This window comes from Streptomyces sp. NRRL F-5630 (assembly GCF_000719475.1).
Lineage (GTDB): Bacteria > Actinomycetota > Actinomycetes > Streptomycetales > Streptomycetaceae > Streptomyces.
On sequence record NZ_JOGO01000064.1, the window covers coordinates 19,755 to 33,594 of the forward strand.

Annotated in this window: 9 protein-coding genes; 4 read left to right on the forward strand and 5 right to left on the reverse strand. The window is 72.4% G+C overall.

Annotation, left to right across the window (positions count from 1 at the left end):
- The first annotated feature begins 219 nt into the window (after positions 1 to 219).
- From IF99_RS0123890 to IF99_RS0123905, 4 genes are all read left to right on the forward strand, one after another.
- Positions 220 to 1,035, forward strand: coding sequence for an ABC transporter ATP-binding protein (locus IF99_RS0123890; RefSeq protein WP_030999147.1), 816 nt, complete (start codon positions 220 to 222; stop codon positions 1,033 to 1,035).
- Positions 1,025 to 1,906, forward strand: coding sequence for an ABC transporter permease (locus IF99_RS0123895; RefSeq protein ID WP_030999148.1), 882 nt, complete (start codon positions 1,025 to 1,027; stop codon positions 1,904 to 1,906). Before IF99_RS0123890 ends, IF99_RS0123895 begins: the two co-directional genes overlap by 11 nt.
- A gap of 84 nt (positions 1,907 to 1,990) precedes the next feature.
- Positions 1,991 to 3,025 carry an ABC transporter substrate-binding protein gene (locus IF99_RS0123900; protein ID WP_030999149.1) on the forward strand — a complete coding sequence of 345 codons (1,035 nt, stop codon included), beginning with the start codon at positions 1,991 to 1,993 and terminating at the stop codon, positions 3,023 to 3,025.
- Between the two features lie 158 nt (positions 3,026 to 3,183).
- Positions 3,184 to 3,624, forward strand: coding sequence for an ATP-binding protein (locus IF99_RS0123905; protein ID WP_030999151.1), 441 nt, complete (start codon positions 3,184 to 3,186; stop codon positions 3,622 to 3,624).
- Between the two features lie 77 nt (positions 3,625 to 3,701).
- Here IF99_RS0123905 and IF99_RS0123910 read toward each other — a convergent pair whose 3' ends face one another.
- The 5 genes from IF99_RS0123910 to IF99_RS0123930 all read right to left on the reverse strand — a co-directional run.
- Positions 3,702 to 5,528 carry a glycoside hydrolase family 18 protein gene (locus IF99_RS0123910; protein WP_037827458.1) on the reverse strand — a complete coding sequence of 609 codons (1,827 nt, stop codon included), beginning with the start codon at positions 5,526 to 5,528 and terminating at the stop codon, positions 3,702 to 3,704.
- 247 nt (positions 5,529 to 5,775) lie between these two features.
- Entirely contained in the window at positions 5,776 to 6,027 is a 252-nt protein-coding gene (locus IF99_RS33630; protein WP_158716649.1) for a hypothetical protein, read from the reverse strand.
- 230 nt (positions 6,028 to 6,257) lie between these two features.
- On the reverse strand, positions 6,258 to 7,217 hold the full coding sequence (locus tag IF99_RS0123920) for an RICIN domain-containing protein (protein WP_030999161.1): 960 nt from the start codon (positions 7,215 to 7,217) through the stop codon (positions 6,258 to 6,260).
- 23 nt (positions 7,218 to 7,240) lie between these two features.
- Positions 7,241 to 9,841 carry a right-handed parallel beta-helix repeat-containing protein gene (locus IF99_RS0123925; RefSeq protein WP_030999162.1) on the reverse strand — a complete coding sequence of 867 codons (2,601 nt, stop codon included), beginning with the start codon at positions 9,839 to 9,841 and terminating at the stop codon, positions 7,241 to 7,243.
- On the reverse strand, positions 9,838 to 13,840 hold a 4,003-nt coding region (locus IF99_RS0123930; protein ID WP_051703650.1), incomplete at its 5' end, for a hypothetical protein. The genes IF99_RS0123930 and IF99_RS0123925, both read right to left, overlap by 4 nt.

Here is a 13,840-nt window from a genome sequence, read left to right on the forward strand (position 1 = left end):
TACGGAGGGCCACGGGTACGCGTCACCGCGCCGCGCGGACATGCCCTTTTAACACCTGTGTAGCGGCAAGGTAAACGGGTGGCGGGGCGCTGCCCAGGCCCGTGCGCGGGGCGGACACGTTCGAGTGAGCAGAACGAGCGGAACGAGGAGTACGGGCACAACGGAGGCTTGTCGGCACAAGACGGCGCGGGGCCCGCGGCGCCCCTAGCGTCCCCGGGCATGAGCAGCGACCAGACACCCGCCATCGAGCTGCGGGGCGCGGGCAAGACCTTCCGCACCCCGTCCGGTGGCCTCCACACCGCCGTACGCGATCTCGACCTCACCGTCGACCAGGGCGAGTTCGTCGCCGTGGTCGGCCCCACGGGCTGCGGCAAGTCCACGACCCTGACCCTGGTGAGCGGCCTGGAGGAGGCCACCACGGGCGATGTCCTCGTCGGCGGCGAGCCCGTCACGGGGATCGGCTCCACCACCGGCTTCGTCTTCCAGCAGGACGCCGTCTTCCCCTGGCGCTCCGTGCTCTCGAACGTCATGGCCGGCCCGCGCTTCCGGGGCGTGCCCAAGGCCGAGGCGCGCGAGCGCGCCCGCGCCTGGCTCGCCCGCGTCGGCCTCGGCGCCTTCGAGGACCGCTACCCGCACCAGCTCTCGGGCGGTCAGCGCAAGCGCGTCGCGCTCGCCGCGACCTTCGTCAACGACCCCACGCTCCTCCTCATGGACGAGCCCTTCTCCGCGCTCGACGTGCAGACCCGCGCCCTCATGTCCGACGAACTCCTCGACCTGTGGGCGGGCACGGGCGCCTCCGTGGTCTTCGTGACGCACGACCTGGAGGAGTCCATCGCGCTCGCCGACAAGGTCGTCGTCATGACGGCGGGCCCCGCGACCGTCAAGGAGGTCTTCAAGATCGACCTCCCGCGCCCCCGCAAGGTCGAGTCCATCCGGCTCGAACCGCGCTTCCTCGACATCTACCGCGAAATCTGGACCTCGCTCGGCGAAGAGGTCCGCATCACCAGGGAAAGGGGCGCCGCCGATGCCGCCTGAGACCACCACCACACCCGCCCCGCCCGCCGTGCCCGTGCGCAAGGAGGAACCGACGCGCGCCGAGACCCGCGCCCGCGCGGCCCGAAGGCGCCGCCTCACCGTGTACACGGCGCGCGTCCTCCTCCTCGTGCTCCTCCTCGGCCTGTGGGAGTGGTTCGCCCGCACCGAGGTCGTCGACCCCTTCAACTTCTCGATGCCCTCGAAGATCTGGGACCAGATCAGCCGCTGGGTCACCGACGGGACGCCGCAGGGCAGCCTGTGGGAACAGATCTGGTACACGCTCTACGAGGCACTGCTCGGCTGGATCATCGGCGTCGTCGCCGGTGTGGTCCTCGGGATCGCGCTCGGCCGCGTCCGCTTCCTCTCGGACGTGCTCGGCCCGTACATCAAGGTCCTCAACGCGCTGCCGCGCATCGTGCTCGCGCCGATCTTCCTCATCTGGTTCGGCCTCGGGCCCGCATCGAAGATCGCCTCCGCCGTCGTCCTCGTGTTCTTCCCGGTCTTCTTCAACGCCTTCCAGGGCGCCCGCGAGGTCGACAGGAACCTCGTCGCCAACGCGCGCATCCTCGGCGCGAGCAACCGCCAGGTCACCTTCCAGGTCGTCATCCCCTCGGCCACCTCGTGGATCTTCACGAGCCTGCACGTGAGCTTCGGCTTCGCGCTCATCGGGGCGATCGTCGGCGAGTACATCGGTGCCACGAAGGGCCTCGGCCTGCTCGTCTCGGCCTCCCAGGGCACCTTCAACGCGGCCGGTGTGTACGCGGCGATGGTCATCCTCGCGATCGTCGCGCTGCTCGCCGAGGCACTGCTCTCGGCCCTCGAACGCGGCCTGTTCCGCTGGAAGCCCGCCGAGACCGGCGACGGACGCTGAGCCGGTACGGGGCCCTCGTGCCCCGTACCGCCGCCTCCCTCTCCGCCCCCGCACCACCTACCACCTCACAAGGACGTGACCCTCATGCGCAGTTCCCTCAGGACCACGGCGGCGGCCGCGAGCGCCGTGCTCGCCCTCTGCTCCCTCACCGCCTGCGGCGGCTCCTCGGACTCCGGCGGCAAGAGCGGCGGGGGCAAGGTCAAGATCATGGTCGGCGGGCTCGACAAGGTGATCTACCTGCCCGCGATGCTCACGCAGAAGCTCGGCTACTTCCAGGACGAGGGCCTCGACGTCCAGCTCCTCACCGAGCCCGCCGGGGTGCAGGCCACGACCTCGCTCATCTCGGGCGACGTGCAGGGTGTCGTGGGCTTCTACGACCACACCCTCGACCTCCAGGTGAAGGGCAAGCAGGTCGAGTCGGTCGTGCAGCTCTCGCACACCTCCGGGGAGGTCGAGGTGGTGTCGACGAAGGCGGCGGGGGACATCGCCTCGCCGAAGGACTTCGCGGGCAAGAAGCTCGGCGTCACCGGGCTCGGGTCCTCGACGGACTTCCTCACCAAGTACCTCGCCGTCAAGAACGGCGTGCCCGTCGAGAAGATCACGTCCGTCGCGGTCGGCGCGGGCCAGACCTTCATCTCGGCGCTCCAGCAGAACTCCATCCAGGCCGGCATGACCACCGACCCGACCGTCACGGCGATCCTCGACAAGAAGATCGGCAAGGTCCTCGTCGACATGCGCACCCCGGAGGGCTCCGAGAAGGCGCTCGGCGGCCCGTACCCGTCGTCGAGCCTCTACATGAACACCGACTGGGTGAACGGCAACAAGGAGACCGTGCAGAAGCTCGCCAACGCCTTCGTCAAGACGCTGCGGTGGATGGACACGCACTCGCCCGAGGAGATCGCCGCGAAGATGCCCGCCGACTACGCGCAGGGCGGCAAGGAGCTCTACGCCAAGTCGATCGGGGCGACGCTGCCCATGTTCACGAGCGACGGCGTCATGCCCGAGAACGGGCCCGAGACCGTCGAGCGGGTCCTGAAGGCCTTCAACCCGAACCTCAAGAACGCGAAGGTCGATCTCGCGAAGACGTACACGACGGAGTTCGTGAAGAAGGCCGGCTGAGGCCGGTGGAGCCCCGCCGTACGGGCTTCTCCCGCACGGCTTCACCCCCCGGGTACGGAATGTCCGCGTTCCGTGTCTGCTCCCGCTCTGAGCGGGCATCCGGTCGGCAGGACGGGGTGCCCGCTCAGCAGGCGCGGGCCACGGTGAAGGGGCAGGTCATGGACGAGAACTCGCTGAGGGCGGTGGGCTGGGCCCGCTCGCTGCCGCTCGACACCGAGGTGCGGGCGGCGCGCGAGTGGACGCGCGGGCACCTCGACACGCTCGGCTGGACCCGTACGGCCCCCGGCACCACCGATGATGTCCTGCTGACCGTGTCCGAACTCGTCACCAACGCCCACGTGCACGCGCGCAGCACGGCACATCTCCTGCTCACGTGGGACAACGAGTGCCTGCACGTGACCGTGCACGACTCGGCGCCGGGACTCCCGAAGCCGCGCGAGGCGGGCCCGGAGGCGACGGGCGGCAGGGGCATGTTCCTCGTCGGGATGCTCGCCGACACCTGGCACATCCACCCCTGCCGCCGCGGCAAGGACGTGACCGCCTGCTTCCGGCCGCCTGAGACGGTCAGGAAGCGGGGGACGGGCGTCCGGCCGGAGTAACTCGCCCGGCCGGAGCGGCCCGCCCCGGCGTAAGCGGCATGCCCGGCCGAGGCCGCAGGCTCGGCCGGGCGGTTCGCTCAGCCGAAGTACGCGCCGAAGTTCTTCGAGAACTCACCTCCGTTGAAGCGGTCCCAGTTGATCGACCAGGTCATCAGTCCGCGCAGGGCCGGCCAGGTGCCATGTGTCTGGTAGCTGCCGCAACCGGTCTTCTTCGTCAGGCAGTCGAGCGTTCTGGTGACCTCGCCCGGCGCCGTCCAGCCGTTGCCCGCCTGGGTGGAGGCGGGCATGCCGATCGCGACCTGGTCGGGGCGCAGGGCGGGGAACACCCGGCTCGTGTCTCCCGCGACAGGGAAGCCGGTGAGCAGCATGTCCGTCATCGCGATGTGGAAGTCCGCGCCGCCCATCGCGTGGTACTGGTTGTCGAGGCCCATGATCGAGCCCGAGTTGTAGTCCTGCACGTGCAGCAGGGCCAGGTCGTCGCGCAGGGCGTGGATCACCGGCAGGTACGCCCCGGCGCGCGGGTCCTGGCCGCCCCAGGGGCCCGAGCCGTAGTACTGGTAGCCGAGCTGGACGAAGAAGGTCTCGGGCGCCATCGTCAGGACGAAGCCGGAACCGTACTTCGCCTTGAGGGTCTTGACCGCCGAGATGAGGTTGACGATCGCCGGTGTGGTCGGCTCGCGGAAGTCGGTGTCGCCCGTGTCGAGCGAGAGCGAGTGGCCCTCGAAGTCGATGTCGAGGCCGTCGAGCCCGTACTCGTCGATGATCTTCGAGACGGAGGAGACGAAGGCGTCGCGCGCGGCGGTCGTCGTGAGCCGGACCTGTCCGTTCTGCCCGCCGATCGAGATGAGTACCTTCTTGCCCGCCGCCTGCTTCGCCTTGATCGCCGCCTTGAACTCGGCGGCCGTCTCGACGCCCGGGCACTCGCTCGCGGGGCAGAGGCTGAAGCGGATGTCGCCCGAGGTGACCGAGGTGGGCTCGCCGAAGGCGAGGTCGATGACGTCCCAGGAATCGGGCACGTCGGCCATCCGCGTGTACCCGGAGCCGTTGGCGAAGCTCGCGTGCAGGTAGCCGACGAGGGCGTGCGCGGGCAACTGCCCGCTCGTGCCACCGCCGTTGCCGCCCCCGGCGGCCGTCGTGACCTTCAGGTCCGCCGACTTGGCGGACTCGCCCGAGGCGTTCGCGGCGCTCACCTGGAAGCTGTACGCGGTCGCTGGCGAGAGGCCCGATACGGTCGCCGAAGTCCCCGTGACCGTCGCGACCTTGGTGCTGCCCTGGTAGACGCGGTACTCGCTCGCCCCCGGCACCGCGTTCCACGTGAGGGTCGCGGAGGTCGCGGTGGGCGTGGCCGCGCTGAGACCGCCGGGGGTCGCGGGCACGGCGACCGGGTCGGTGCCGGGGCCGATGAGGGAGAGGTCGTCGGCGTAGTAGGCGGGAGTCCCGTACCAGCCGTGCGTGTAGATCTCGACCGAGGTGGTGGAGGGGCCGGTACGGAAGGACGTGGTCAGCTTCTGCCAGTCGCCCGCCGAGGCCGTCCAGGTGGAGACGTCCGTCGTGCCGGTCCCCGAGGCGCCGAGATAGACGTAGCCGCCCCGCACCCAGCCGCTCAGGGTGTAGGCGGAGCCGGGCTTGACCCGGACGGTCTGCGCGCACCGCGCGTTGTCGCTCCCGGCGGGTACGGCCTTGAGCGCCGAACCGCCGCCGTGCGTCGGCGTGGTGACGGCCGAGCCGCTGCCGGCCGAACAACTCCAGCCGCTCGTACCGGACTCGAAGCCGCCGTTGGTGACGAGGTCGGTGTCGGCCGCGGAGGCGGTGGGGGAGAGGGCGAGGAGACCGCCGAGGGTGAGGGCCGCGGCGAGGGAGGCGGCAAGGGATCTGCCGCGGGACAAGGATCTTCTACGGTGCACGACTGCCTCCGGAGCGGGGTGCCCCGGCGCGGATGTGCCGGGACGGAGGACGTGAAGGGGTGGAACGGAACCGTCGTGGTGCGGGGAGTGTTGCCTCAAGATGGTCCAGACCAATAGCCCTGTCAAGGCCGTTCGCGCGGGGGCGTGCCGGGAAACCGCTTCCGGAGCGGGGGAGTCGATCCCTGGCCGGGGGGAACCGCGCTCGGCAGTCGGGGCCGGCTTCCCGGCTCATGCGGTTGGCCGGGCGTCAGACCGTCCGCGCCGTACCGGCGCGTGAAGTCCCCGGCGAACGGACCCGGTGCGGCGCTCCCGGGTTCTCCCGGAGGCGTCGGGGGCGTTGGTGAGCGGGGGCGAGGCGGGTGGTGGAGTGGCGGGTGCGGTCGGGCAGCAGGGCGGGCGGCGCCACCCGCGCGGGCGCGACCGTGTGGCGTGCGGCCACCTCGGTGACGGCCTCGCGGACGGTGAGGTCGGCGTGGCGGGCCACCCGGCCTGCGCTCACCCCGCCCCGCGTTCAGCTCGCCCCGCGTTCAGCTCGCCCCGCGCTCAGCCCGGCCCGCGCTCAGCCCGGCGAGACCCCCTGCTCATGCGGGATGGCGATGCGCGCACGCGGCCGTCCTCGCGGGGGCGGGCCCGAGCGAAGCCGTGAGCGCCGCCACGAGGGGGCCGGAGGCTGCGCGGGCGCCCTTCGGCTTCCCTCGTGGCCGCGCGCGGGCGTGGGGTCCGGTTCGATCAGGGCACGTTCCACTTCTGGGCCCAGTTGCCCGAGCAGTTGGCGATCTGGAGCGGCGTCCCGGCGGCCGTGCTCGCGTTCGCCACGTCCAGGCACTTGTCGGCGGCGACGTTGACGATGTCGTTGCCCGGTGAGTAGCGCCACTGCGTGACGTTCGTCGAGTCGCACCCGGCCATGACCACGTGCGTGCCGTCGTTCGTCGAGCGCCCCGCGAGCGACAGGCAACGGCCGTTCTTGCGCAGGGTGCCGTTCTTGGCGAACTGCCACTGCTGGTCCCCGCCGCCGTCACACGGGTACAACTTCAGGGAGCTGCCCGCGAGTTGCACGCAGTGGCCCTGGAAGTCGCCGTACCGTCCGACGATCGCGCCGAGCGGCCGGGAGAAGTCCTGGGCGGGCGCCTGCGCCTTCTTCGGCGCACCGCCGGAGGAGCCGGACGAACCCGAGGACCCGGACGACTTCTCGGTCTTGCTCTCGCTCTTCGCCCCGTCGTCGCTCCCTGTCGACCCGCTCTTCTCCCGCGGAGCCGCGGGCGGGGCCGCCGGCGGAGCGGCGGGCGCGCCCGCCTGGCTCCCCGCCCCGGAGCCGCCGCCCGAGCCCTGGGGGCGGCTCTCCTCGTGCGGCTTCGCCGTCTCCTTGGAGGGGGACGGCGACGGGGACGGGGAAGAGGAGGGGGACCCGGAGGGCGAGGCCGTGGGGCCGGCCGCGACGCGCGCCGGGGTGTCGTTCGCGGCGAGCGTGGCCTTCTCCTTCCCGTCGTCCAGCACGGTGCCGCGCGCGGCCACCGCGGAGAGGGTGACGGTCGCGGAGACGGCAGCCGCCCAGCCCAGGGTCACCCAGACCCTGCGGCTGGGCACGAGCCCGTGCGGGGCACGGGCGGGGCGGTCGCGGAAGGTGTCCGCGAAGCTCTGCCCGGCCGGGTCCGACGGCTTCGGCGTGCGGTGCGAGGGGCGCATACGCATGGCGTGAAACTCCTGGTGGTCGGTCAGAGCAGGTCGTGCTCGTCGAGCTGCATGAGCTGAGCGGAATCCGGGGACGTCAGCTCGGCGACGCGCATCGCCTGCCGTTCGGTCATCGCCTGGAAGAGCTGACGGGCCGTGCGGCCGTTGCCGAAGCCCGCGTCGCGCGGGATCGTCCCGACGTGCGCGGTGAGCGCCCGGCGCGCCGCGTCCGTCAGCTCGTACTGGTGTCGCTGGGCGTGGTGCTCGACGATGCTCACCAACTCCTCGGAACTGTAATCGGCGAAGAGCAGCGTCCGGCTGAACCGGGAGGAGAGGCCGGGGTTGGAGGAGATGAAGCGGTCCATGTCCCCGGGGTAGCCGGCCGCGATGACGACGACCTCGTCCCGGTGGTCCTCCATGAGCTTGACGAGCGTCGCGATGGCCTCGGTGCCGAAGTCGTTGCCCGCTCCCGCCGGGGCGAGCGCGTACGCCTCGTCGATGAAGAGCACCCCGCCGCGTGCCCGCAGGAACGCCTCCGTCGTCTTCGGTCCCGTGTGACCGACGTACTCGCCGACGAGGGAACTGCGGTCCACCTCCACGAGGTGACCGCGCGACAGCAGCCCGAGACCGTGCAGCAGCCTGCCGTAGAGGCGGGCCACGGTCGTCTTGCCGGTGCCGGGATTGCCCGCGAAGACGAGGTGCCTGCTCAGCGGGGGAGCGGGCAGCCCCGCCTCCTCGCGCATCCGCACCGTCTGCATGAGCTTGACCATGCCGTTGACGTCGCGCTTCACGCCGTCGAGACCGACCAGCTCGTCCAGCTCGGCGAGCAGGTCCTCCAGGCTCTCGGGCTCCGGCGCCGGCTCGCCCTGGTCCCACAGCGCGCCGTCCGGCTCCGGCGCGGTCTCCTCGGGCGTGCGCGGGCCCCCGCCCGCGACGTGGGCGGGCGCGGCCGGGGTCCGGGCGCGGTCCGACAGGCTCGGCAGCGCCGCCGTCCGGACGCGCACCGCCGCGCAGTCCTCGAACTCCGGCTCCGCGCCGTCCGCGAGCCCGACGTCCTGCGCGCTGTCGAAGACCCGGCAGCCGAGGAACCGCACCCGCGCCCCCTTGCCGACGTGCAGGGCGGGGAAGGTCGCGCCCGACACGTCGCAGTGGGCGAAGGTGCCACTGACCTGCTCGCCGACGAGGACGCCGTTCTTGCCGCAGTCCTCGAACCGCACGCCGCGCACCTCGGCCTTCGCCTCCCGCTCCAGGACGAGACCACTGCCCGCCGCGCCCGCGACCGCGCCGCCCGTCATGGTGAGCCGCCCACCCGCGTCCACGGTCACGCCCGCGCCCCCGGCGTCGCTCACCCGCACCTCCGTGAGCGCCACCGCCGTTCCCGCGCCGATCTCGACACCGCTGCGCCCCTGCCCGGTGAAGACGCAGGCCTGAAGCCGCGACTCCTCCTCGGCGGTCGAGCGCAGCCGCAGGCCCGTCTCGGAGCCCACCGCGCGCAGCCCCGTGAGGACGAGACGCGCCTCCTCGTCACCGTGCACGGCGCACAACCGCGCCCCCGTCACCGAGGAGTCGCTCACCTCCGCGGCGGCCGCCCCCGACACGCGCAGACCGTGCTCGCCCGCCTCCCGGACCCGCAGCCCTTCGAGCATCGCCCGCGCCTGTCCCGCGAGCGCGAGCCCGCTGCCCTGGGCCTTCGCCACGAGCGCGTCGGTGACGCGCACGCTGCTCGCTCCCGCCGCGCTCATCCCGTGCCCGCCGGGACGCACCACCTGGCAGTCCCGCAGCGCGACCGCGCTCTGGTCGTCGGCGCGCACCCCGTGGTCGCGTGGGCCGCTGATCCGCGTCTCGCGCAGGGCCGCGCGACCGCGGTGCGCGAGCCGCACCCCGCACCGTCCGCTGCCTTCCACCCGGCAGTCCGTCAGCTCGGCCGCGCCGTCCTCCTCGACCAGCACCCCGTGCCGTCCGGTACCGGTGAAGACGCTTCCGTGGGCGAGGAACCTGCCCGCGCCCTTGGCCCGCGCGCCCGAGCCCGAGGTGTCCCGCACCCGCAGCCGCTCGGCGATCAGGACGGCCTGCCCCGAGACGACCGCGCCGATCCCGTCGACCTCGGAGATCTCCGTGTCCACCGCCCGCGCCCGCGCGTCGCCCACGAGGTGCAGCGCCGCGCCGCGCGCCCCGCTGAGCCGGGTCCTGTCGAGCACGAGGACCCCGCCCCCGTCGACCGGGTCCGCCACCTCGCCCAGCAGCGTGTCCTCCACGCCCAGTCGCGTGTTCGGCACCGCCGATGACCCCGCCGCCGAGCCGAGCACCTCGACCCGGCCGCCCGTCAGCTCGCAGTGCTCGGCGGTCAGCCCCGCCGCGTCCTCGACCCGCACCACCGGCTGGTCGGGATCGGAACCGGCGAGGTGCAGTTCGCGCAGCACGCACCCCGGCGCCGTCACCGTCACCGGCACCCCGTGCGCCGCGCGCAGCCGCACCGAACCCGCGCCCGCCTCCGCCTCGACGGTGACCCGCCGCGACAGGACGAGACTCTCCACGTACGTGCCGGGAGCGACCAGCACCGTCGCCCCCGCCGGCGCCGCGGCCAGCGCGTCGGCGATCGTACGGTGGACTCCGCGGCCCCGCGGGCCGACTCTCACGGCCGTCACTGCGGCTCCCCGTTCTGGTCGTTCTGCTGCTCGCCCGAGTAGAAGTCGTGGCCCGGGAAGAGCTGCTTCTGCAAGGTCGAGGAAAGGTACAGGTTCGCGAACGTCTTGTCGACGAGCTTGCCGAGCCCCGCCACGGCGAAGGTGTCGAAGACGCCGCCCCGGTGGTAGAAGCGCCCGCCGAAGTTCTGGATCATCGCGGTACGGGCCACGCCGAGGCTCACCGCGCCCGCGACCCCGCCCGCCATGCCGACGGCGCCCGCGAGCAGCGCGTCGCTGCCGTGCAGGTGGACGGTGTTGCCGTTCGCGTCCTTGATCCCGAAGATCGCGGAGCCGGCCGCGGCGGTGACGAAGCCGGAGACCGCGCCCGTGACGAGGCCCACGCCCCAGTCGTAGGTGCCCGAACGCCAGCGCGTGACCTTCTCGTTGCCCGCGAACTCGGCCGTCCACGAGTCGTCGTTGGGGCGCCGTGCGTACGGGTTGCCCTGGTCGACCTGGCTGAGCCCCGTCTTCCACGGCCCGCCCCGGAAGGTCGCGAAGTGGCCGAGCGAGAAGGCGCCCTTGACGCTCGCGCCGACCGTCGCGCCGAACGCGGCCCTGCCGACCTCGTTCCAGCCGAAGGGAGTGCCCGTGGCCGCCGCGACGATCCCGTACACCGCCAGGTTCATGCTGAAGTCGAGCAGCCACTCCTGGATCATGTCGACGGCGAGCGCCTGCCCGGCCTTGTACGGGAACGACGTGTACGTGCTGACGCCGCCCGCGGTGTGGCCCCACTCCCAGCGGTTGGGCTCGCGCCACATGCGGTTGAAGCCGCGGTACTCGGAGAGGATGCCCGTGAAGTTGGTCTCGCGGCCCGTCAGCGTGGTGCGGCCGAAGGAGTCGCGGTGCCACACGTATCCGGGGATGGTCCGCTCGTCGATCAGGCTCGCGCCGTCCGCGCCGAAGCGGCGCCACTGCTTGTGCCAGTCCTCGCTCTCCAGGAAGCTGCCGTCCGGCAGTTCGACCTTGCGGCCCAGCTCGATGCCGTTGTCGTACTCCTTCCACACGTGCGGGTTGTGGGTGCCGTCCGGCGTCTGGAGGTACTCGCGGACCCGGTAGGGCGAGTCCTGGAGGTGCGGGGTGTTCGCCGGGCGGACGGGGATCTCCTGCACGATGTGGCCCGCGTTCGTGTCCATGTCCCTGAACACGGCGCCCGGCCGGAAGTCCGGGAGCTGGGTGCCGCTCCGGTCGAACCACTGCCGCACGCGGTCGCCCACGCCGTTGCCGAAACCCTTGATCTCGCCGTCCGCGCCGGTCTTGTTCCAGTGCCAGGTGTTCGTCCCCGGGTTCTTCCAGGCGTCGACCACCGTGCCGTCCGCGAGCAGCCTGTGGTCGCGCACGAGCGCGCCCGCCGTGTCGAAGTCCTGGAAGCTCTCGCGGTCCCAGCCCCACGGGGTGACCTCGCCCCGGTGGTGGTTGAGCTTGCGGATGCCGCCGCCGTTCGGCGTCCCGTCGCTCCAGCGCACCGTGCCGTCGAGCATCCCCACCGAGGTGACGCGCACGGGGTTCGCGCCGCCCGTCGGGTCGGGGAAGGTGTCCTGGCGGGAGATGACGAGGCCGTGGTGGTCGTACCGCGTCCAGTCACTGCCCGCGCCCATCCGGCCCTCGCGCCCGGCCGCGCCGGGCGGGGGACGGAAGTCCACGACGGAGCCGTCCGCGAGGCCCATGCGGGCCACGTTCCACTGCTTGCCCGCGTTCGGGGTGTACCAGTTCCCGTCGCCGAGGTCGTCGGTGAAGCGCTCCTGCCAGCGGATGTCGCCCGCGTTGACTCCCGCCGGCAGGTGTGTGGTGTCGAAGTCGGCGGCCTGGTAGGTGCGGTGGCCCTTGAGGCCGTCGTCGCCCTGCTTCCACGGCAGGTAGCCGTTCTGCTTCGCGACCCCGTCCGGCATCGCGACGTCACCGGTCGTCACGGCCTTGCCGTCGAGCGGCTTGCGCGTCTCGCGGACGATGTCGCCCGCCCTGGTGATGTCGGTGATCGTGCCGTTGTTGCTGACGAACCGCACGCCGTGCGTGACTCCTCCGCCGGCACCCGTCTCGGTCCAGGTGTGCATCTGGAGGCGGCTGTCCTTGGCGAGCCAGGGCACGGCGTCCAGATTCGCCGCCCGGTACTCGGGGCTCATGACCCAGCGGAAGGCGCGCGGCGGACGCTGCTCGGAGAAGCGCGTGCTGTCCAGGAAACCGCCGTCCTTCAGCGTCACGCCCCGGCCGTTCTCCTTGCCGTGCCCGGACCACGACGTGTAGTCCTTCTTCGGCACCCCGTCCGCGCCGAACTCCGTCTGGTTCAGCCGCCGTACGTTGTCGACGGACCAGTTGAAGCGGCCGAACCTCTCCTGCGCCACGACCTGCTCGCCCGTCTTCGGGTGGGGCATCCGGTCCGTGAAGCCGCGCCCCGGGCCCCACGTGCGGTCGCCCTCGGCGACCTTCTTGAACTCGCTGTCGAAGCGGGTCCAGCGGGTGTCGCCGGAAAAGCTCTGCGTGAACGGGTGGTGCCCGACGTCGGCGAGGACGTGTCCGCCGTCCGGCAGTTCCTGGTAGTGCCGCACCCGTGTGCCCGTGTGCCCCGTGACGTCGAACCAGCTGCGCCCGCTCTCGCCCCAGTGCCGCGTGCCCGAACCGACGACCGTGCCCGCGCCGTCGAACTCGGTCCACACGCCGCGCTGGTTGAAGCGGCCGAACGAGCCGACGCCCGCCGCCGAGTGGTAGCCGTCCAGCACGTGCCCGTTCGGCAGCGGCCTGCGCTCCATCAGCTCGACGCCCGAGTGCGTCGTCAGCTTGATCCGGCCGTTGCCGAGCCCCTTCGTGTCCACGGTGCCCGCGTCGTACCACTTCTTGATCGCCGGAGCGGCGACCGGCTGTCCCGCCCCGTCGAGCCGCACCCGCTCCCAGCTCGGATTGGTCGTCCCGTCCGCGGGGTGGGTGACCTTGAGGAACTGGTCGTTCTTGAGCGTCCCCTTGTCGAAGACGTTGATCCGCTGCTCGAAGAGCCGGCCGTTCCCGTCGTAGAGGTGGTACTCGTTGGCGCGACCGCCGCCCGTGAAGGTCAGGCGGTAGTTGCCGTCCGCCTGGTGCGCGAAGGTGTGCGTGCCCGCCGGTACGGGTGCCATGTCGCCGTCGAGCAGGACGTGGGTGTCCGTCCGCACGAAACGGGTGCCGACACCGTCCGTGAGCTGCACGGCGTCGAAGTGCCCGCCGCCCGCGTGGTCGGTGACGCGGAAGGTGTGCGTGCCCGCGCCGGGCGGGGTGATCGTGTAGTCGTGGGCGCCCGCCGGGCCGAAGAGCCGCACCTGGCCGTCCGCCCCGGTGACCCGGTGGCCGCCGCCCGGCCTGGCGGTGACGCTCACGTCGTCCACGGCGTTCATGTCCCGGCTGTACAGCTCCAGATGGCCGCCCGGGTGTACGCGGACGCCTTCGCCGCTCGCGAGGACGTGGCCGACCTGGACGTCCACCGTGCCGTCCGGCCGGTACAGCACCCTGCCGCCCGTGCCGGTGACGATGATGTGCCCGTCGGCGCGGGTGACGACGGTGGCGTGCGGCACGGGCGCGCCGCCCGCGTCCAGGACGCGGGGCGCGCCGCCGCCCACCGGCATGTGCGCGTACTCGTTGCCGCCGCCGAGCCGCACCACGTCGTGCGTGTGGGCGCCCCGCCCGTCGAAGACCGCGTGGTGGCCGCCCGCGTCGACCCGGAAGCTCCCGTCACCCTGCCGCACGACGACCGAGCCGTCGCCGAGGGACGGGTTGCCGCCCGCCGGATCGGTGCGGAGCGGGCCGTTGAGGTGCGGGTGACCGTGCAGCGCGAGCAGGTCGTGGGTGTGCGTGCCCGTGCCGTCGTACACGTGCGTGAGGCGCGCGTTGGTTCCGTCCGGCACGTGGAAGTCGGTGCCGTGGAGGGTGACGGGGCCGCGTGTGGCGCCGTGGGGGTCGACGCGGGTGACGGGGCCGGGGCCGGTGGGGCGGAGGGCGAGT